Origin of the sequence: Fulvimonas soli (assembly GCF_003148905.1) — a bacterium.
Lineage (GTDB): Bacteria > Pseudomonadota > Gammaproteobacteria > Xanthomonadales > Rhodanobacteraceae > Fulvimonas > Fulvimonas soli.
This window is the reverse complement of sequence record NZ_QGHC01000003.1, coordinates 322,949-343,542: the sequence shown is the minus strand read 5'-3', so window position 1 is coordinate 343,542 and position 20,594 is coordinate 322,949. Positions and strand designations below refer to the sequence as shown.

The following is a 20,594-nucleotide window of genomic DNA, read 5'->3' as shown; positions in this document are numbered from 1 at the left end:
GTCAGCGGCAGGAGATTCATCCGAATGAACGCTATTCGCGCCGGCGTGGCCGGCAAGGCGGCCACGGTCAGCGCGCGCATCTCGCCCGCCGGCGGCCTGGACATCCTCTCGCGCAACGAGGTGGCGAGGCTGCGCGACGCCAGCGGCTCCGGTCTGCACGCGCTGCTGCGCCGCTGCGCGCTGGCGGTGCTCACCTCGGGCAGCATCAGCGACGATCCGCGCTCGATGTTCGAGCAGTATCCCGACTTCGACATCCAGGTGCTGCAGCAGGACCGCGGCATCAAGATCGAGCTGAGCCACGCGCCGGCGCAGGCCTTCGTCGACGGCCAGATCATCCGCGGCATCAACGAGCTGCTGGTGGCGGTGGTGCGCGACATCGTCTACGTGTCCAACCAGCTGCAGCAGGGCACGTTCGACCTGGACGACTCGGTGGGCATCACCCACGCGGTGTTCGAGATCCTGCGCAATGCGCGCATCCTCAAACCGCAGATCGATCCCAACCTGGTAGTGTGCTGGGGCGGCCACTCGATCTCGCGCGACGAGTACGAGTACACCAAGCAGGTGGGCTACCAGCTCGGCCTGCGCGGCATGGACATCTGCACCGGCTGCGGTCCGGGGGCGATGAAGGGCCCGATGAAGGGCGCCACCATCGCGCACGCCAAGCAGCGCCGGCGCAGCAACCGCTACATCGGCATCACCGAGCCGGGCATCATCGCCGCCGAATCGCCCAACCCGATCGTCAACCAGCTGGTGATCATGCCGGACATCGAGAAGCGCCTGGAGGCGTTCGTGCGCACGGGCCACGGCATCATCGTGTTCCCCGGCGGCGTGGGCACGGCGGAGGAGATCCTCTACCTGCTCGGCATCCTGCTGCACCCGGACAACGCCGGCGTGCCGTTCCCGCTGATCTTCACCGGACCGACGCAGTCGGCGGGGTATTTCGAGCAGATCGACCGCTTCCTGCGGCTGGCCCTGGGCGACGAGGTGGCCCAGCACTACCAGATCGTCGTCGACGATCCGGCGGCGGTGGCGCGGTCGATGGTCAAGGGCGTCGACAAGGTGCGCAACTACCGCCTGGACAACAAGGACGCCTTCTTCTTCAACTGGGCGCTCAACATTCCCTATGCGTTCCAGCTGCCGTTCCGTCCCACCCACGAGGCGATGCGCGGCCTGGCCATCCACCGCGACCGCCCACGCCACGAGCTGGCCGCCGACCTGCGGCGCGCCTTCTCCGGCATCGTCGCCGGCAACGTGAAGGAGGAGGGCGTGCGCGCGATCGAGCAGTACGGCCCGTTCGAGATCGACGGCGACCCGGCGATCATGCGCGCGCTGGACAGCCTGCTGCAGGCCTTCGTCGACCAGCAGCGGATGAAGCTGCCGGGCGGCACGGCCTACGTGCCCTGCTACCGGGTGCTCACCGGCGCCTGAGCGGGCCGGGGCAGGCGCCGTCGGCTTGACAGGCCAGGGGCCACTATTCAAACTATCCAACTCACCCCGCCCGATTAGCTCAGCTGGTTAGAGCACTTGACTGTTAATCAGGGGGTCGTTGGTTCGAGTCCAACATCGGGCGCCATCTTCGAGGCCTCGCAGCGATGCGGGGCCTTTTTCATGGGCGCTACAGGCAGCTTTCCGCCGTGCGCTCGGTGCGGATCCGGCCCGCGTTGGAGACGATCACCCGCGAGTCGGCCTGCGCCGATCCGGCCGGGCAGAACAGCAGGGTCAGGTTGCTGCCCGCGGCGCTGCCGTCGGGCCGGAAGCGCACGCTGCGCCGCCCGGCCGTGCTGCGGATGACGATGCCGGCATAGCCCTGCCCGACGCGCAGCGCTTCGTCGACCTGGCCGTCGTGGTCGCGGTCCTCGCCCAGCAGCCAGCCGCCTTCCCACCGCGTGTCCTCGCTGCATTGGCGGCCGTCCCGGCTGGGGCAGACGAGCACCGGGCGCTGGCGGCGCACGGCCGCCTCGCGGGCGTAGCCGAGCGCGGCGACCAGGTCCGACTGCGCGGACTGCCGCCGGTAGCGGCCGGCCAGCGAGAGCATCGGCGGCGCGGCCACGCAGGCCAGCACGGCGGCGATGGCCAGCGCCATCAGCTGTTCGATCAGGGTCAGCCCGCGTGGCGGGCGGGACGGTCCGTATCCCCGGCGCATGGCACTTCTCCCTGTGCGGTGCGGGGATGCTAGGCGCCGCCGCGGTTGCCCTGGAGCGGCCGAGGCGTCGAGGATGTGTGGGTGTCTGCTGACAGGAGGTGTCAGCAGGGCGATTTAAACTGCAGTCCCGTGCCCGCATATCCGCCGACATGACCGACCGTTTCCAGCTCGTCGCCCCCTACAAGCCGTCCGGCGACCAGCCGCAGGCGATCGAGCGCCTGACCGAGGGCTTCGAGGCCGGCCTGGCGGCGCAGACCCTGCTCGGCGTCACCGGCTCGGGCAAGACCTTCACCATCGCCAACGTGATCGAGCGCATCCAGCGCCCGACCATCGTGCTGGCGCCGAACAAGACGCTGGCGGCGCAGCTGTATGGCGAGTTCAAGGAGTTCTTCCCGCACAACGCGGTGGAGTACTTCGTCAGCTACTACGACTACTACCAGCCCGAGGCCTACGTGGTGGCCTCGGATACCTACATCGAGAAGGACGCCTCGATCAACGACCACATCGAGCAGATGCGCCTGGCCGCGACCAAGGCGCTGCTCTCGCGCCGGGACGCGCTGATCGTGGCCACCGTCTCGGCGATCTACGGCCTGGGCGATCCGGAGGACTACCTCAGCCTGCGCCTGATCCTGTCGATCGGCGAGCGCATGGACCAGCGCCAGCTGCTCCGCCAGCTCACCGAGCTGCAGTACACCCGCAACGAGATGGAGCTGCACCGCGGCACCTACCGCGTGCGCGGCGAGGTGATCGACGTGTTCCCGGCGGAGAACGAGACCGAGGCGCTGCGCATCGAGCTGTTCGATGGCGAGATCGAGAACCTGGCGCTGTTCGACCCGCTCACCGGCGAGACGCTGCGCAAGGTGCAGCGCTACACGGTCTACCCGCGCACGCACTACGCCAGCACGCGCGAGAGCGTGCTCAACGCCATCGAGACGATCAAGCTGGAGCTGGCCGAGCGGCTGGAGCAGCTCTACCGCGACAACAAGCTGGTGGAGGCGCAGCGGCTGGACCAGCGCACCCGCTTCGACATCGAGATGATGGCCGAGGTCGGCTACTGCCAGGGCATCGAGAACTACTCGCGCCACCTCACCCGGCGCGCGCCCGGCGAGCCGCCGCCGACCCTGTTCGACTACCTGCCGCCGGATGCGCTGCTGGTGGTGGACGAGTCGCACGTCACCGTGCCGCAGCTGGGCGCCATGTACAAGGGCGACCGCTCGCGCAAGGAGACGCTGGTGGAGTTCGGCTTCCGCCTGCCCTCGGCGATGGACAACCGCCCGCTGCGCTTCGAGGAATGGGAGCAACGCGCGCCGCGCACCATCTACGTCTCCGCCACGCCGCGGGAGTACGAGCTGCAGAAATCCGGCGACGCGGTGGTCGAGCTGGTGGTGCGCCCGACCGGCCTGGTCGACCCGGAGGTGGAGGTGCGCCCGGTGCGCACCCAGGTGGACGACCTGCTCGGCGAGGCGAAGAAGCGCATCGCGATGGGCGACCGCGTGCTGGTCACCACGCTGACCAAGCGCATGGCCGAGAACCTCACCGACTACCTGGCCGAGCACGACGTGAAGGTGCGCTACCTGCACTCGGACATCGAGACGGTGGAGCGCACGGAGATCATCCGCGACCTGCGCCTGGGCGAGTTCGACGTGCTGGTGGGCATCAACCTGCTGCGCGAGGGCCTGGACATGCCCGAGGTGTCGCTGGTGGCGATCCTGGACGCCGACAAGGAGGGCTTCCTGCGCTCCACCGGCTCGCTGATCCAGACCATCGGCCGCGCGGCGCGCAACGTGCGCGGCAAGGCCATCCTCTACGCCGACGAGGTGACCCGCTCGATGCAAGCCGCGATCGACGAGACCAACCGCCGCCGCGAGAAGCAGATCGCCTGGAACCAGGCCCACGGCATCACCCCGCAGACGGTGGTGCGGCGCATCGCCGACATCATGGAGGGCGCGCGCAGCGAGGCGCCCGCGCGCGGGCGCGCCGGCAAGGGCGCACGCGGGGGCGCCCGGGCGGTGGCCGAGGCGGCCGCCGGCTACGAGGCGCTCGACCCGGCCCAGGCCGCCGCCGCCATCAGGAGGCTGGAGGCGCAGATGTACAAGCACGCGCAGAACCTGGAGTTCGAGCAGGCGGCGCGGCTGCGCGACCAGATCCACCAGCTGCGCGAGAAGGCCCTGCGCTGACCGGAAGTTGCCGGCCGGCGGGCGCCCGCGTATACTGCGCGGCTCGCGCGGCAGGCCCGCGCGGTTTCTGCAGGGGCGGTTAGCTCAGCGGTAGAGCACTTCCTTGACATGGAAGGGGTCACAAGTTCGATCCTTGTACCGCCCACCAGCTCGATTGCGAAGGCCACCCGTCGGGTGGCCTTCGCGTTTGCGGCCCCACGCCGGCATCACGTGCGTCAAGCGCGCGTCCACGCGCGGGCGCGGGCCGTTCACGGATGGCCGACTCCGTGGCCGCGATAGTGGCGACTTCGAGAAACCGACCACGAGGCCGCCCCATGCCGACGTTCCCCCGCCGTCCTTCCGCCGTCGCCGTCGCCGTTACGCTCGGCATCGCCAGCACCGCCGCCGCGGCGCAGCAGTCGCCCGCGCTCGACCGCGTCAGCCTGTGGCTGGGCGGCTACTATTCCAACAACGACACCACCCTGTCCGCGCACGGCCGCGGTGCCTACGAGGGCCTCGACGGCAAGCTCAATTTCGAGGACGACCTCGGGCTGAAGAAGCACAGCCTCGACCCGCGCGTGCGGGCGGACTTCCTGCTCGGCGACAGCCAGGGCTTTTCCTTCGACTACTACCAGATCCACCGCGACCGCACCGGCAACTATTACCAGCCGATCCCCGCGCTGGGCACGGGCGTGGGGGCGCACATCAAGGGCACGGTCAACTACGACTTCGGCTCGGCTTCCTACAAGTGGTGGTTCGGCCACGAGAGCGACGTGTTCGGCGTGGGCCTGGGCGCGGCCTACTACAAGGTGGACTTCCGCGTCCGCGGCACCGCCTACGCGGGCGACGAGAGCGCTTCCGCCTCGGCCGGCTACGACGACAGCGAGTGGGCGCCGATGCTCACGCTGGGCTGGCGGCACGCCTTCGACGACCAGTGGCGCATGTACGCCGACGTGTCCGGCGTCAAGAAGAACGGCGGCGACCTGAACGGCCACATCTGGAACGCCTCGCTGGGCGTCGAGTGGTTCCCGTGGCGGAACGTCGGCTTCGCCCTGGAGTATTCGGCCTCGCGCCTGCACCTCAACAAGAAGTACGACGACGCCACCGCCAGACTCGACCTGAAGTCCGACGGCCCGGCGCTCTACCTGCGGGCGCGCTTCTGACCGCCGCCGCGGCGGTTTGAGCGCGCGCGGTTTGCTGCCAGAATCGCCGGCACCCACTCCTGCGGATGCCGGCGATGCTCTACCTGTGGATCAAGACCTTCCACCTGCTGTTCGTGATCGCCTGGATGGCCACGGTGTTCTACCTGCCGCGCATCCTGGTGAACCTGGCCGAGGCGCAAGGGGAGCCGGCGGTGCAGGCCCGCCTGCAGCTGATGGGGCGCCGGCTGTACAAGTTCGGCCACAACATGTTCGGCATCGCCTTCCTGCTCGGACTGGCGCTGTGGCAGGGCTGGCGGGTCCTTCCCGCGAAGCTGCCCAACGTCACTGCGGGGCTGCACTGGATCGACGCCAAGCTGACCCTGGTGGCCTTGCTGCTGGTCTACTTCGTGTGGGCGGGTCGGCTGCTCAAGCGCAGCGAGCGCGGCGGCGCGCTGCCCTCGGCGCGGGCGCTGCGCTGGCTCAACGAGGTGCCGCTGCTGTTCCTGCTTGGCGTGATCTACCTGGTGCTGGCCAAGCCGTTTTGAGCACCCATTCACGACCTGCCCGTCGATCCGGCCATCCCCTCGTCATTCCTGCGAAAGCAGGAGGCGCTTTTCAACAGCCGAAGGGCTGGTCATCCAGTGACTTCTCCCCAACCCCTAACGACGCTGGATCCCGGCCTGCGCTGGGATGACGTTTCGCGTGTGGGATGGCTGGGGCCATGAACGACGGTCCTGAGAGCGGGAGCGGGTGGTGAGAAGCGAGGGCGGTTCCGGGCGCCCCTTGCTTCATTGCCTCTCCACTCGCTTCCCGTAATACCCCCGGTACCAGGCCACGAAGCGCGCCACGCCTTCCTCGATGGGCGTATCGGGCGCGTAGCCCACGTCGCGGCGCAGCGCCGAGACGTCGGCCCAGGTGTCGGGCACGTCGCCGGGCTGCATCGGCAGCAGGTTCTTTTCCACCGTGCGGCCGAGGTTCCCTTCCAGCAGCTCGATGAAGCGCAGCAGCTGCACCGGCTGGTCGTTGCCGATGTTGTAGACCCGGTACGGCGCCGACGAGGTGCCGGGGCTGGGCCGCTCGGCGTCGTAGCCCGGGTCGGGCCGGGCCACGTGGTCCAGCGTGCGGACCACGCCCTCGACGATGTCGTCGATGTAGGTGAAGTCGCGGCTGTGGTGGCCGAAATTGAACACGTCGATCGGCTCGCCGCGGCTGATGCGGTCGGCGAACAGCATCGGCGACATGTCCGGGCGGCCCCACGGCCCGTACACGGTGAAGAAGCGCAGGCCGGTGGTGGGCAGGCCGTACAGGTGGCTGTAGCTGTGCGCCATCAGCTCGTTGGCCTTCTTGGTGGCGGCGTACAGGCTCACCGGGTGGTCCACCGCGTCCTCCACCGCGAAGGGCAGCTTGCGGTTGGCGCCGTAGACCGAGCTGGAGGAGGCGTACACCAGGTGCTCGACCGCGCCGTGCCGGCAGGCCTCCAGGACGTTGCCGAAGCCGACCAGGTTGCTCTGCACGTAGGCCTGCGGGTTCTTCAGCGAGTAGCGCACGCCGGCCTGCGCGGCCAGGTTGGCCACGCGCTGCGGCCGGAACTCGGCGAAGGCGCGGTTCACCGCCGCCGCGTCGGCCAGGTCGGCGCGCAGGTGGGTGTAGCGCGGGTGGTCGGCGAAGCGGGCCAGGCGGGCCTCCTTCAGCGCCGGATCGTAGTAGTCGTTGTGGTTGTCGAGGCCGTACACCTCGTCGCCCCGCGCCAGCAGCCGTTCGGCCAGGGCGGCGCCGATGAAGCCGGCGGTGCCGGTGACGAGGATGCGCATGGGTCGTGTCCGGGGCGGGGAAGGGGGCCGCCATTCTATCGCCGGCCGGCGCGCTGAATTGACAGGCCGTCCTGGGCTACACTAGGTTCCCCGACGAATCCGCGACGAGGTGGCCCGCGCGTAAGCGCCGGTCGAGCGTGCGACATGGCGACTACCCTGCTCCCAACCTGACCCGCCACGCCTTAGGCTTCCGGCAGAGGGCGCGTGGCGCCCTTTATTTTTGCCCGCCGTCCGGGCGAGCCACGGACGGATTCCACATCGAGAAGAAAGCGGCGTCCCGGCGACGCGACGCAACAGGCACGAACCATGATCGAGATCACGCTACCCGACGGCAGCAAGAAGCCCTTCGACCACCCCGTCACGGTGCAGGACGTGGCCGCCTCCATCGGCGCCGGCCTGGCCAAGGCGACCCTGGCCGGCAAGGTGGACGGCCGGCTGGTGGACGCCAGCTACGCCATCGACCACGACGCCCGCGTCGAGATCGTCACCGAGAAGAGCCCGGAGGCGCTGGACATCCTGCGCCACTCCACCGCGCACCTGCTGGCGCAGGCGGTGCAGCGCCTGTACCCCGGCGCGCAGGTCACCATCGGCCCGGTGATCGACAACGGCTTCTACTACGACTTCGCCTACGAGCGCCCCTTCACCCCCGAGGACCTGGAGAAGATCCAGGCGGAGATGGAGAAGATCGTCAAGGAGGCGCTGCCGGTGACGCGCAGCGTGAAGTCGCGCGACGAGGCGATCGCCTTCTTCCGCGGCCTCGGCGAGGAATACAAGGCCGAGATCATCGAGTCGATCCCGGCCGGCGAGGAGCTGTCGCTGTACACGCAGGGCGAGTTCACCGACCTGTGCCGCGGCCCGCACGTGCCCAACACCGGCAAGCTGCGCGCGTTCAAGCTGATGAAGGTGGCCGGCGCGTACTGGCGCGGCGACTCCAGCAACGCGATGCTCACGCGCATCTACGGCACCGCCTGGCTCAGCGACAAGGACCTGAAGGCCTACCTGCACCAGCTGGAGGAGGCCGAGAAGCGCGACCACCGCAAGATCGGCAAGCAGCTCGACCTGTTCCACCAGCAGGAGGAAGGCCCGGGCATGGTGTTCTGGCACCCGAAGGGCTGGGCGATCTGGCAGCAGGTCGAGCAGTACATGCGCAACGTGTACAGGAAGAGCGGCTACCAGGAGGTGCGCTGCCCGCAGGTGCTCGACGTCTCGCTGTGGAAGAAGTCCGGCCACTGGGACAACTACGCCGAGAACATGTTCTTCACCGAGTCGGAGAAGCGCACCTACGCGCTCAAGCCGATGAACTGCCCCGGCCACGTGCAGATCTTCAACGCCGGCCTGCACAGCTACCGCGACCTGCCGATCCGCTACGGCGAGTTCGGCGGCTGCCACCGCAACGAGCCGTCCGGCGCGCTGCACGGCATCATGCGCGTGCGCGCGTTCACCCAGGACGACGGCCACGTGTTCTGCACGCCCGAGCAGATCGAGCCGGAGGTCACCGCCTTCCACCGGCAGGCGATGCAGGTCTACGCCGACTTCGGCTTCGACGACATCGCGCTGAAGATCGCGCTGCGCCCGGACAAGCGCATCGGCTCGGACGAGGTGTGGGACAAGGCCGAGGAGGCGCTGCGCGCCGCGCTGCGCTCGGCCGGCGTCGCGTGGGAGGAGCTGCCGGGCGAGGGCGCCTTCTACGGCCCCAAGATCGAGTACCACATGAAGGACTCGATCGGCCGCGCCTGGCAGGTCGGCACCATGCAGGTGGACTTCATGATGCCCGAGCGGCTGGGCGCCGAGTACGTGGACGAGCACAGCCAGCGCCGCCACCCGGTGATGCTGCACCGGGCCATCGTGGGCTCGATGGAGCGCTTCATCGGCATCCTGATCGAGCACCATGCCGGCCTGCTGCCGGCCTGGCTGGCGCCGGTGCAGGCGGCGGTGTTCTCGATCACCGACGCGCAGGCCGATTATGTCCGCCAGGTCGCGCAAGCCCTTGTCGACAAAGGCTTCCGCGTGCAGGCCGATTTGCGCAACGAGAAGGTCGGCTATAAAATCCGCGAACATACGTTGCAGAAAGTGCCCTACCTGCTGGTCGTCGGTGATCGCGAGAAGGAGGCGGGGGCCGTTTCCGTGCGTACACGTTCGGGTGAAGACCTGGGCAGCATGCCGCTGGCCGACTTCATCGGGCGCCTGGAGGCCGAGACCCGCCGCTGAGCGGGCCGGCCATATCAAGCAACACTTCTGGAGGATAGTGGTATCGCCACCACCGACACCAAGGGCAATCGCCGCAACCATGAAATCCGCGTCCCGCGCGTGCGCGTGATCGGGCCGGATTCGGAGCAGCTCGGCATTCTCAGTCGCGACGAGGCACTGCGCGCGGCCGAGGAATTCGGGCTCGACCTGGTCGAGATCCAGCCGAACGGCGACCCGCCGGTCTGCCGCATCATGGACTACGGCAAGTTCAAGTTCGAAGCCCAGAAGAAGGCCCAGGCCGCCAAGCGCAAGCAGAAGCAGATCGAGATCAAGGAAGTGAAGTTCCGTCCGGTCACGGACGTGGGCGACTACCAGATCAAGCTGCGCAACATGCTCCGCTTCCTGGAGGAGGGCGACAAGGTCAAGGTCACCATCCGCTTCCGCGGCCGCGAGATGTCCCACCAGGACCTGGGCCAGAACCTGGCCAAGAAGATCCAGGAGGACGTCGGCGAGAACGGCGTGGTCGAGTCCTTCCCGCGCCTGGAAGGGCGCCAGATGGTGATGATGATCGGCCCCAAGAAGAAGTAGCTTTCGGAAAGAGCGGCCCCGGGCCGCTTTTTCTTGCCTTGGCCGTCCCGCCGCCAGCTGTTGCTCCCTCTCCCCTCCAGGGAGAGGGCCGGGGTGAGGGGGCCACCCCCGCGAAAAGCCTCAATCAGGCCCCCGTCTTTCCCGCGAAAGCAGAAGGCGCTTTTCAACAGCCGAAGGGCTGGTCACCCAGCGCCTTTCCCGAGGCTGTCGGCCGTGCCTGAAAGCCGCGGGCCCCCTGTCCAACCCGTCTTGCCGGGAGGGAGTGCGTCCCGCGGGAAATGGGGGCGGAGCTCACCCGGCACCTACCGCCTCCAGCCCGTTGCCACGGGCGGCCCTGCCTGCCCCGCCTCGCCCAAGGCTGGCAAAACCCCGCACTCCTCCCTATAATCGCCGGTTCGGCCCGCCAGGAAGGGTCGTGAACCGATCGCGGCAGGATGGAAAGCGCGGCCCGCGGCCGCCGCCGGATCAGTCGGAAACCGAATACGGAGCATTCCCATGCCCAAGATCAAGACCAACCGGGCGGCGGCGAAGCGTTTTCGCAAGACCGCTTCCGGCAAGTTCAAGGCCGGTCACGCCTTCAAGTCGCACATCCTGACCAAGAAGTCGACCAAGCGTAAGCGCGGCCTGCGCGCTCCCAACCACGTCAAGGCGTGCGACACCAAGGGTGTGGCGCGCATGCTGCCGTACCTGTAAGGCGAGGAGGAGACCACCATGGCTCGTGTGAAGCGTGGCGTTACCGCCCGTCGTCGTCACAAGAAGATCATCGGCCGCGCGAAGGGCTACTACAACGCCCGCCGCAAGATTTTCCGCGCCGCCAACCAGGCCGTCATCAAGGCCGGCCAGTACGCCTACATCGGCCGCAAGCAGAAGAAGCGCCAGTTCCGCGCCCTGTGGATCGTGCGCATCAACGCCGCGGCGCGCCAGTTCGGCCTGTCCTACAGCCGCCTCATCAACGGCCTGAACAAGGCCGGCATCGTGGTCGACCGCAAGGTGCTGGCGGACATCGCCGTGCACGACATCAAGGCGTTCGGCGCGATCGCGGAGAAGGCGAAGGCCAGCCTGGCGGCGTAATTTGTGTGCAAGCCAAGGTGCTTGCGCCTTCATGGATGAAGGCACAAATTAAGTGCGGGGAGAAGGCCGACGCCTTCTCCCCGTTTTTGTTTAATGACGTCGCTTTTCGCGTTCGCTTCCTCTCCCCTTCGGGGAGAGGATTGAGGTGAGGGGCCAGGGCTTGCCTTGGACTTCATCAAAAGCCACTTCGATTGCGGCAGCAACGCAAGAGCGGCTCCTCACCCCGACCCTCTCCCCGGAGGGGAGGGGGAGCTGGAAGCCAAGGCGGGAATCGCACCGATGGACGATCTGGACAGCCGCGCAAGCCAGGCGCTGGCGGACATCGAGAAGGCCGACACGCTGGAAGCGCTCGACGCGCTGCGCGTGGGCCTGCTGGGCAAGAGCGGCGTCGTCACCGCCGCGCTGAAGGCGCTCGGCACGCTGGCGCCGGAGGAGCGCAGGGCGCGCGGCGCCGAGGTGAACCGCGTCAAGGAGCGGCTCGCCGACGCCCTGGCCGTGCGCAAGGCGGCGCTGGAGCAGGCCGAGCTGGACCGCCGGCTGGCCTCCGAGCGGCTCGACGTGACGCTGCCCGGCCGCGACGGCGGGCGCGGCGGCATCCACCCGGTCACCCGCGCGCTGGAGCGCATCGCGGCGATCTTCGCGCGGCTGGGCTACCAGCGCGCCGACGGCCCGGAGATCGAGGACGACTGGCACAACTTCGAGGCGCTGAACTTCCCGCCGCACCACCCGGCGCGCGCCATGCACGACACCTTCTACTTCGGCGACGGGCGCCTGCTGCGCACGCACACCTCGCCGGTGCAGATCCGCGCGATGGCCGGCCGCCAGCCGCCGATCCGCATCATCGCGCCGGGCAAGGTCTACCGCAGCGACTCGGACCAGACCCACTCGCCGATGTTCCACCAGATCGAGGGCCTGCTGGTGGACGAGACCTCCAGCTTCGCCGACCTCAAGGGCACGCTGGCCGAGTTCGTGCGCGCGTTCTTCGAGCGCGACTTCGAGATGCGCTTCCGCCCCAGCTACTTCCCCTTCACCGAGCCCTCGGCCGAGGTGGACATCCGCTGGGAGGCCGGCGACGGCCAGTCGCGCTGGCTGGAGGTGCTCGGCTGCGGCATGGTGCATCCGAACGTGCTGAAGAACTGCGGCATCGACCCGGAGCGCTACACCGGCTTCGCCTTCGGCCTCGGCGTGGAGCGCTTCGCCATGCTGCGCTACGGCGTGGCCGACCTGCGCGCGTTCTTCGAGAACGACCTGCGGTTCCTCGGGCAGTTTGCGTGAGTGGAAAGGGGCGAGGGACGAGTAGCGAGGGTGCAGGCCCGAACGTCGTGGCAATCGGTCGTCGCGCCCTCGCTACTCGTCCCTCGCCCCTCGCATCAATCCAAGTGAGCCGAACATGAAATTCTCCGAAAACTGGCTGCGCGAACTGGTCGAGATCCAGGCCGACCGCGCGCAACTGGCCCACGCGCTGACCATGGCGGGGCTGGAAGTGGAAGAGCTGACCGCGTTGGGCGAGGGCCTGGCCGGCGTGGTGGTGGCCGAGATCGTCGCCGCCGAGAAGCACCCCGAGGCCGACCGCCTCAAGGTGTGCAAGGTGGACGCGGGGCAGAGCGCGCCGCTGCAGATCGTGTGCGGCGCGCCGAACGCGCGCGTCGGCCTGAAGGCGCCGCTGGCGACGGTCGGCGCCACGCTGCCGGGCGGCGTCTCGATCAAGGCGGCGAAGCTGCGCGGGGTGGAATCCTTGGGCATGCTCTGCTCGGCCAAGGAGCTGGGCATCGACGCCGACGCCTCCGGCCTGCTGGAACTGCCGGCCGACGCGCCGGTGGGCGCGCCGCTGGCCGACTACCTGGGCCTGCCCGACGCCAGCATCGAGCTCAAGCTCACCCCCAACCGTCCCGACTGCCTGGGCCTGCTCGGCCTGGCGCACGACGTGGCGGCGCTGTTCGGCAGCCACGTGAAGGCGGGCGGGCAGGCGCCCGCGCCGGTGGCGTCCGGGGCGCGCCGCGGCATCCGCCTCGAGGCCGGGGCCGACGCGCCGCGCTACCTCGGCCGCGTCGTCGAGGGCATCGACCCGGCCGCGCGCACGCCGCTGTGGCTGGCCGAGCGCCTGCGCCGCGCGGGCCTGCGGCCCATCGGCGCGGTGGTCGACATCACCAACTACGTGATGCTGGAGCTGGGCCAGCCGCTGCACGCCTTCGACAACGGCGCGCTGGAGGGCGACGTGGTGGTGCGTCATGCCCGCGCCGGCGAGGCGCTGAAGCTGCTCGACGGCAGCGAGGCGAAGCTCGACGAGGGCTTCGTGGTGATCGCCGACGAGCGCAAGGCGCTGGCGGTGGCCGGCGTGATGGGCGGCCACGACTCGCGCGTCACCGACGCCACCCGCGACGTGTTCCTGGAGGCGGCGCACTTCGCGCCGGCGGCGATCATGGGCCGCGCGCGCAGGCTCGGCCTGCACACCGACGCCTCGCACCGCTTCGAGCGCGGCGTCGATCCCGAGCTGCCGCGGCGCGCGCTGGAGCGGGCGACCGAGCTGCTGCTGGCGATCGCCGGCGGCCGGGCCGGCCCGGTGCTGGCCGCCGAGCGCGCGCAGGACCTGCCCGTGCCGCAGCCGGTCGCGCTGCGCCGCGCGCGCCTGGCGCGCGTGCTGGGCGTGGCGGTGCCGGATGCCGAGGTGGTGCGCATCTTCACCGCGCTGGGCATGCACGTGGAGGCGACGGGCGAGGGCTGGCGCATCACCGCGCCCAGCCGGCGCTTCGACATCGAGCGCGAGGAGGACCTGATCGAGGAGGTCGCGCGCATCCACGGCTACGACAACATCCCCACCCACACGCCGGCCGGCGCGCTGAGGCTCGCCGTCGAGCCGGAGGCGCGCATCGGCGAGCTGGCCCTGCGCGAGCAATTGGCGGCCCGCGGCTACTACGAGGCGGTCAACCTTTCCTTCGTGCCGGAGGAACTGCTGGCGCGCTGGGGTTTCGCCGGTGGCCTGGTGCCGCTGGCCAACCCGCTCTCGGCGGACCTGGCGGTGATGCGCCCCTCGCTGCTGCCGGGCCTGGTGGAGGCGCTGCGGCACAACCGCGCGCGCCAGCAGGAGCGGGTGCGGCTGTTCGAGGTGGCCCGGGTGTTCGGCGCGGGCGACCCGCCGGTGGAGACGCCCAGCCTGGCGATCGCCGCCTGCGGCGCGGCGCGCGCCGAGCAGTGGGGCGAGGCCGCGCGCCCGCTGGACTTCTACGACCTCAAGGGCGAGCTGGACGCGCTGATCGCCTGGGGCGGCGAGCCGGGGCGCTGGTCGGTGCATGCCGACGGCCTGCCGCCCTGGCTGCACCCCGGGCGCGGCGCCCGGGTGGCGCGCGACGGCGTGACGGCGGGCTACCTCGGCGCGCTGCATCCGCAGCTGGCCAGGGCGCTGGACCTGGGCCCGGACGTGCACGTGCTGGAGCTGGCGCTGGAACCGCTGCTGGCCCGCCGCCTGCCCCGGGCGCAGCCGGTGCCGCGCTTCCCGCTGGTGCGCCGCGACATCGCGGTGGAGCTTCCGGAAGAGGTGAGCTGGTCACAGATCGAGCAGGTGGTGCGGGGCAAGCTCGGCGGCGTGCTGTGCGAATTGCGGCTGTTCGACCGCTACAGCGGCAAGGGGATCGAATCCGGACGCAAGAGTCTCGCTATGGGCTTGATTTTGCAGGACGCTTCACGCACGCTTACCGACGACGACGCGGACCGTTGTGTGCGCGAGGCGGTCACGGCGTTGGAGACGGCATGCAAGGCAAGGTTGCGAGGTTGAGATGGCGCTGACCAAGGCGGAGATGGCCGAGCGCCTTTTCCTCGAAGTGGGCCTCAACAAGCGCGAGGCGAAGGAATTCGTGGACGCCTATTTCGAGGTGGTCCGCGAGGCGCTGGAGCGCGGCGAGCAGGTGAAGCTGTCCGGCTTCGGCAACTTCGACCTGCGCATGAAGAACCAGCGTCCCGGGCGCAACCCCAAGACCGGCGAGGAGATCCCGATCTCCGCGCGGCGGGTGGTGACGTTCCGGCCGGGACAGAAACTCAAGGTGCGAGTCGAGGGCTATGCTGGACCAAGGGAATAACACCGAGCTGCCCCCCATCCCGGCCAAGCGCTACTTCACCATCGGCGAGGTGAGCGAGCTGTGCGGGGTGAAGCCGCACGTGCTGCGCTACTGGGAGCAGGAGTTCCCGGCGCTCAACCCGGTGAAGCGGCGCGGCAACCGCCGCTACTACCAGCGCCACGACGTGCTGATGATCCGCCAGATCCGCGGCCTGCTGTACGACGAGGGTTTCACCATCACCGGCGCGCGCGCGCGGCTGGAAGGCCCGCAGGCGCGCATGGAATCGAGCCTTTCGCACCAGATCGTGCGCCAGGTGCGCATGGAGCTGGAGGAAGTGCTGAGCCTGCTGCGCCGCTGACCGCTTCGCAGCCCGCCGCGAAGCTGCTAGACTTTTCCATTCCGGTCGTCGGGGTGTAGCGCAGCCTGGTAGCGCATCTGCCTGGGGGGCAGGGGGTCGTGGGTTCGAATCCCGCCACCCCGACCAGTTCCGGAATATTCGATCGGGCCTCGCCATGAGGCCGCCTTCCTGCGTCTTCGCAGGTGGCATTTTCTTGCTCCTCATCCCTCGGAACCTTTCGAGACGTTCCAGTCGCGGGCTGACCGCGGCTGGGCGAGGGTGGATTTGTGCGACACCGATCAGAAATTGCGGATCTGGTGTTACGCAAATCGAAAGAAATCGTTGACATGAAGTTGCACGCTGTGGGAGTTTCGGCCCGGCCAAGCGAAGAGCGCGTTCCGTGAACGACTTTGCGCAAAGGCTACGGGGGGGGGCGTCAGGAAGGTGCCTGGCCGGTTCAGGTGCGCTCTTCGAGGGATGCAGCTTGGCGTGTGCGGCAGCCGTTTGCTGCCGCTTCCATGGCTGTTTTTCACGGGGAGAAACCATGCGCAACCGTCTTTTTCATCGTTCGGGCTGGCCGGAGCTTTCCCGGCTTGCCGTCGCACTGGGGCTGAGCATCGCCGCTGGCGCCGCCTTGGCGCAGTCCAATGCCTCCGGCGTCATCTTCGGCCACCTGGCGAATCCGGAAGGCGCCACCGTGCGCATCCAGAATCTCGATACCGGCCTCACGCGCGACCTTGGCGTCGACAGCCAGGGACGCTACCGCGCGGCCTCGCTGCCGGTAGGCCGCTATCGCGTCAGCGTGGAGCGCAACGGGCAGGTTGCGGAAAGCCGCGACAACGTGCAGGTCACCCTGGGCAGCGGCGTGGACGTCTCCTTCGAGGAAGGCGCGGCATCCAACGCCGGCGCCAAGACGCTGGAGGGCATCACGGTCACCGGCAACGCCCTGCCGGCCATCGACGTCTCGTCGGTGGACTCGCGCACGGTGCTCACCGCCGAACAGTTGCAGAAGCTGCCGGTGGCCCGCGATGTCACGGCGGCCGCACTGCTGGCGCCGGGCGTGATCGCCGGCGACAGCCGCTATGGCAACGTGGCCTCCTTCGGCGGCGCCTCGGCCTCGGAGAACCAGTACTACATCAACGGCTACGCGGTCACCAACGCGCTGACCGGCTTGGGCTTCACCAGCCTGCCGTTCGACGCCATCGACCAGCAGCAGATCTTCTTCGGTGGCTACGGCGCCGAGTACGGGCGTTCCACCGGCGGCGTGATCAACATCGTCACCAAGCGCGGCGGCAACGAGTGGAAGGCGGGGGTGGGGATGTACATCACGCCGCAATACTTCGCCGACTCGCCGCGCAGCATCTACCGCAAGAACGGCCAGCTCTACCAGTACCGGGCCAACAACAAGACCTCGTCGATGCAGTACACCGGCTACGTGAGCGGCCCGCTGATCAAGGACAAGCTGTTCTTCTACGGCGCCGGCGACTTCACCCGGACCACCGGGCATACCGTCGGCACGATCCAGGCACCGCAGGACGCCAGCCAGGTGTCCAAGGCCACCAAATGGCTGGCCAAGGTGGACTGGAACATCACCGACAACAACATCCTCGAGTTCACCGGCCTGTCCGACAAGACCAATACCGAGCGCAGCATCTACGGCTACGACTACCAGACGCTGCAGGCCACCCAGTACCTGGGCACGGACAAGCTGAAGAACTTCGATGCCGGTCCGGGTTCCGCGCCCGGTGGTGACGTCTACATCGGCAAGTACACCGGCTATCTGACCGACTCGCTCACCATCAACGCGCTGTACGGCCAGAGCAAGACCGAACACGTGCGCGACCTGGGCTATGCCGGCTCCCCCAACTGCCCGTGGATCACCGACAGCCGCTCGAACGCGCCCAACACCATCGTCGGCTGCGGACTGGTCAACGGCACCGTGCTCGGCCCCGGTGCCGAGGACAAGACCCATGGCTGGCGCTTCGACGTCGAATACCAGATCGGCTCGCACGACCTGCGCGCCGGCGTGGACAACCAGACGCTGGAATCCTTCAGCGGCCAGCAGTACGAGGGCGGCTACCGCTGGGTCTACCGCAACGCGGGTACGGTGCCCGGCCGGCCGGACATCCAGCCGCCGCCCGGCACGCAGTACTTCGTGGAGAAGCGCCTGTTCCAGACCGGCGCCAACGTGAAGACCGAGCAGGAGGCGCAGTTCATCGAGGACAAGTGGCAGGTCACCGACCGCTGGATGGCCTACCTCGGCCTGCGCAACGAGCAGTTCAAGAACTTGAACGGCGACGGCCAGACCTACGTCAAGCAGCGCCACCAGCTCGCCCCGCGCCTGGGCCTGACCTGGGACGTGTTCGGCGACTCCTCGTTCAAGATCTACGCCAACGCGGGCCGCTACCATCTGGCGATCCCGTCCAACGTGGCGATCCGCGGTGCTTCGGCCTCCACCTACTACAGCGAGTACTACCTGTACGACGGCGTGGCCCCCAACGGCGAGCCGATGAACCTGCAGCCGCTGGGCAGCCGCATCTACCTCAACGGCGAGGACGGCACCACGCCTGATCCCAAGACCGTGGCGGCCAAGAACCTCAAGGCCTACTACCAGGACGAGTACATCCTCGGCTTCGACAAGCAGCTCTCCACGGACTGGACCTTCGGCGCCAAGCTGACCTACCGCAAGCTGCTCAGCTCGATCGACGACTTCTGCGACTCGCGTCCGTTCGAGAAGTACGCCGCGCGCAACGGCATCGACATCAGCAACGCCAGCATTCCGGGCTGCTACCTGTTCAACCCGGGCGAGAACAACACCTTCATGGTCGACATCGACGGCCAGGGCCATCTGGTGCCGTTCAAGCTGACCAAGGAGGACTTCACCTCGCCGGCCGGGATCGGCTTCCCCGACCTGAAGCGCAAGTACTACGCGCTGGACCTGTACCTGGAGCACCAGTTCAGCGACAAGTGGTATGGCCGCGTGGACTACACCTTCTCGCGCAGCTACGGCAACTCGGAGGGCCAGCTGAAGTCCGACATCGGCCAGCTCGACCCGTCGGTGACCCAGGACTGGGATGCGCCGGAGATCATGCAGTTCGCCAACGGTCCGCTGCCCAACGACCGCACGCACCAGCTGAAGGCCTACGGCTACTTCCAGGCCACGCCCGAGTGGATGTTCGGCGCCAACCTGTCGGTGGCCTCCGGCCGGCCGAAGAACTGCATCGGCCTGGACCCGGTGGATGCGATCCAGTACGGCGCGTCGTACTTCGAGTGCGACTTCAAGCCCAGCCCGCGCGGCTCGAAGGGACGCCTGCCGTGGACCTACCAGCTCAACCTCAATACCGAGTACCGCCCGCTCTGGGCGGGCACCTCGCAGCCGCTCGCCTTCACCATGAACGTCTACAACGTGATCGGCAAGCAGGAGGAGGTCGGCATCATCGAGGTGGGCGAGACCGGCTCCGTGGACGCGGACGGCCATCCGGTCAAGAGCGTGGACTACCAGCGCCCGATCGCCTTCCAGAGGCCGCGCTACGTGCAGTTCGGCGTGCGCTACGACCTCTCGCTCTGAGGGATAACAAGAACAAGCGCGCCGCCCGCTCCTGGCGGCGACGCGCACGGAATCTCCCCTGTAGCTCGGCCGCCATCGGAATGGCGGCCGTTTTTTTACCCCATCGGCGTGGATGGGCAGCTCGTCGCGCCTGGCGACGCTCAACGGGCATGCGAATGGCTCGTCCGCGTCTGGAGGAGGGGACTACTGCCGGGCAGGCCACAGGGCCTGCCCGGCAAGGGGAACTCGGCCGCGCTCAATACAGCACGCGCGTGCGCAGCGTCCCCGGGATCGCGGCCAGCTTGTCCTTCAGCGCGGCGGCCTGCGCCTCGTCGGCGGCGACGTCGATCACCACGTAGCCCACCTCGGTGTCGGTCTGCAGGAACTGCGCGTCGATGTTGATGTTGCCGGCGGAGAACAGCTCGTTGATGCGCGAGAGCACGCCCGGCACGTTGCGGTGGATGTGCAGCAGGCGGCGGCTGCGCGGGTGCTCGGGCAGCGACACCTCGGGGAAGTTCACCGCCGACAGGGTGGAGCCGTTGTCGCTGTAGCGCAGCAGCTTGCTCGCCACCTCGATGCCGATGTTGTCCTGCGCCTCCAGCGTGCTGCCGCCGATGTGCGGGGTGAGGATCACGTTGTCCATGCCGACCAGCGGCGAGACGAACGGGTCGTCGTTGCCCTTGGGCTCCACCGGGAACACGTCCACCGCCGCGCCGGCGAGGTGGCCGCGGCGCAGCGCGTCGGCCAGCGCGCCGATGTCCACCACGGTGCCGCGCGAGGCATTGATCAGCAGCGCGCCCGGGCGCATCGCGGCCAGCTCGGCGGCGCCGATCATCAGCTTGGTCGCCGGCGTCTCGGGCACGTGCAGGGTCACCACGTCGGCGCGCTCGAGCAGGTCCTGCAGGCTGGCCGCGGCGCGCGCGTTGCCCAGCGCGAGCTTGGACTCGACGTCGTGGAAGATCACGTGCATGCCCAGGCTCTCGGCCAGCACGCCGACCTGGGTGCCGATGTGGCCGTAGCCGACCACGCCCAGCGTCTTGCCGCGCGCCTCGTAGCTGCCGGCGGCCGACTTGGTCCAGCCGCCGCGGTGGCACAGCGCGTTCTTCTGCGGGATGCCGCGCAGCAGCATGATCGCCTCGGCGATCACCAGCTCGGCCACGCTGCGCGTGTTGGAGTAGGGCGCGTTGAACACCGGCACGCCGAGCCGGCGCGCGGCCTCCAGGTCCACCTGGTTGGTGCCGATGCAGAAGCAGCCCACCGCGATCAGGCGCCGCGCGTGCTCCAGCACCTCGGCGGTGAGGTGGCTGCGCGAGCGGATGCCGACGATGTGCGCCTCGGCGATGCGCGCCTTCAGCTCGTCCTCCGGCAGCGACTTGGCGTGCAACTCGATCTGGCTGTAGCCGGCGCGCTGGAAGGTCTCCACGGCGCTCCGGCTGACGCCTTCCAGCAGCAGCACGCGGATGTCCTGGCGGGGGAACGAGGTCTTCATCGGCGATGGCATCGGTCGGTGGATGGTCCGGCGACTATGCCAGATTTGCGGCGCTGCAGCACTGGACCGGCGCG

16 protein-coding genes and 3 tRNA genes are annotated in these 20,594 nt (G+C 68.8%); 16 read left to right on the top strand and 3 right to left on the bottom strand.

Annotated elements, in window-relative coordinates; genetic code table 11:
* Positions 1-24: 24 nt before the first annotated feature.
* Positions 25-1,428 (top strand): nucleotide 5'-monophosphate nucleosidase PpnN, encoded by a 1,404-nt coding sequence (gene ppnN / locus C7456_RS05485; RefSeq protein WP_109722743.1) that lies wholly within the window; start codon positions 25-27, stop codon positions 1,426-1,428.
* Between the two features lie 68 nt (positions 1,429-1,496).
* A tRNA-Asn gene (locus tag C7456_RS05480) sits at positions 1,497-1,573 on the top strand.
* A 42-nt stretch (positions 1,574-1,615) separates the two neighbouring features.
* Here the strand turns inward: C7456_RS05480 and C7456_RS05475 are convergent.
* A complete protein-coding gene (locus C7456_RS05475; RefSeq protein ID WP_109722742.1) occupies positions 1,616-2,143 on the bottom strand; it encodes a GspH/FimT family pseudopilin in 528 nt (175 codons plus the stop codon).
* Between the two features lie 149 nt (positions 2,144-2,292).
* Between C7456_RS05475 and uvrB the strand changes: the two genes are divergently transcribed.
* The 4 genes from uvrB to C7456_RS05455 all read left to right on the top strand — a co-directional run bounded on the left by uvrB (position 2,293) and on the right by C7456_RS05455 (position 5,986).
* Positions 2,293-4,320, top strand: a complete 2,028-nt coding sequence (uvrB, locus tag C7456_RS05470; RefSeq protein WP_109722741.1) for an excinuclease ABC subunit UvrB — start codon at positions 2,293-2,295, stop codon at positions 4,318-4,320.
* Positions 4,321-4,393: 73 nt separating this feature from the next.
* Positions 4,394-4,468 (top strand) — tRNA-Val (locus C7456_RS05465).
* A 166-nt stretch (positions 4,469-4,634) separates the two neighbouring features.
* Positions 4,635-5,462: a hypothetical protein gene (locus tag C7456_RS05460; protein WP_109722740.1), complete on the top strand. Its 828-nt coding sequence runs from the start codon at positions 4,635-4,637 to the stop codon at positions 5,460-5,462.
* Positions 5,463-5,536: 74 nt separating this feature from the next.
* Complete coding sequence (locus C7456_RS05455; protein WP_109722802.1) at positions 5,537-5,986, top strand: CopD family protein; 450 nt, start codon at positions 5,537-5,539, stop codon at positions 5,984-5,986.
* Positions 5,987-6,229: 243 nt separating this feature from the next.
* On the opposite strand, the gene C7456_RS05450 is transcribed toward C7456_RS05455, so the two are convergent.
* Entirely contained in the window at positions 6,230-7,252 is a 1,023-nt protein-coding gene (locus tag C7456_RS05450) for an NAD-dependent epimerase (protein ID WP_109722739.1), read from the bottom strand.
* 306 nt (positions 7,253-7,558) lie between these two features.
* On the opposite strand from C7456_RS05450, the gene thrS reads away from it, so the two are divergent.
* The 10 genes from thrS to C7456_RS05400 all read left to right on the top strand — a co-directional run bounded on the left by thrS (position 7,559) and on the right by C7456_RS05400 (position 19,052).
* Positions 7,559-9,460, top strand: a complete 1,902-nt coding sequence (gene thrS / locus C7456_RS05445; RefSeq protein ID WP_109722738.1) for a threonine--tRNA ligase — start codon at positions 7,559-7,561, stop codon at positions 9,458-9,460.
* A gap of 42 nt (positions 9,461-9,502) precedes the next feature.
* Positions 9,503-10,027, top strand: coding sequence for a translation initiation factor IF-3 (infC, locus tag C7456_RS05440; RefSeq protein WP_342767293.1), 525 nt, complete (start codon positions 9,503-9,505; stop codon positions 10,025-10,027).
* A gap of 495 nt (positions 10,028-10,522) precedes the next feature.
* A complete protein-coding gene (gene rpmI / locus C7456_RS05435) occupies positions 10,523-10,720 on the top strand; it encodes a 50S ribosomal protein L35 (RefSeq protein ID WP_036114929.1) in 198 nt (65 codons plus the stop codon).
* An 18-nt stretch (positions 10,721-10,738) separates the two neighbouring features.
* Positions 10,739-11,098: a 50S ribosomal protein L20 gene (gene rplT / locus C7456_RS05430; protein ID WP_109722736.1), complete on the top strand. Its 360-nt coding sequence runs from the start codon at positions 10,739-10,741 to the stop codon at positions 11,096-11,098.
* A gap of 279 nt (positions 11,099-11,377) precedes the next feature.
* Positions 11,378-12,373: a phenylalanine--tRNA ligase subunit alpha gene (gene pheS / locus C7456_RS05425; protein WP_109722735.1), complete on the top strand. Its 996-nt coding sequence runs from the start codon at positions 11,378-11,380 to the stop codon at positions 12,371-12,373.
* Between the two features lie 115 nt (positions 12,374-12,488).
* Positions 12,489-14,867 (top strand): phenylalanine--tRNA ligase subunit beta, encoded by a 2,379-nt coding sequence (gene pheT, locus C7456_RS05420; RefSeq protein ID WP_109722734.1) that lies wholly within the window; start codon positions 12,489-12,491, stop codon positions 14,865-14,867.
* Position 14,868: 1 nt separating this feature from the next.
* Positions 14,869-15,168 carry an integration host factor subunit alpha gene (gene ihfA, locus C7456_RS05415; protein ID WP_109722733.1) on the top strand — a complete coding sequence of 100 codons (300 nt, stop codon included), beginning with the start codon at positions 14,869-14,871 and terminating at the stop codon, positions 15,166-15,168.
* Positions 15,149-15,505, top strand: a complete 357-nt coding sequence (locus C7456_RS05410) for a MerR family transcriptional regulator (protein ID WP_109722732.1) — start codon at positions 15,149-15,151, stop codon at positions 15,503-15,505. The genes ihfA and C7456_RS05410 overlap by 20 nt, the downstream gene beginning before the upstream one ends.
* Before the next feature lie 49 nt (positions 15,506-15,554).
* Positions 15,555-15,631, top strand: a tRNA-Pro gene (locus tag C7456_RS05405).
* A gap of 397 nt (positions 15,632-16,028) precedes the next feature.
* Positions 16,029-19,052, top strand: a complete 3,024-nt coding sequence (locus C7456_RS05400; RefSeq protein ID WP_109722731.1) for a TonB-dependent receptor — start codon at positions 16,029-16,031, stop codon at positions 19,050-19,052.
* 235 nt (positions 19,053-19,287) lie between these two features.
* On the opposite strand, the gene serA is transcribed toward C7456_RS05400, so the two are convergent.
* On the bottom strand, positions 19,288-20,520 hold the full coding sequence (serA, locus tag C7456_RS05395) for a phosphoglycerate dehydrogenase (RefSeq protein ID WP_109722730.1): 1,233 nt from the start codon (positions 20,518-20,520) through the stop codon (positions 19,288-19,290).
* Positions 20,521-20,594 lie beyond the last annotated feature (74 nt).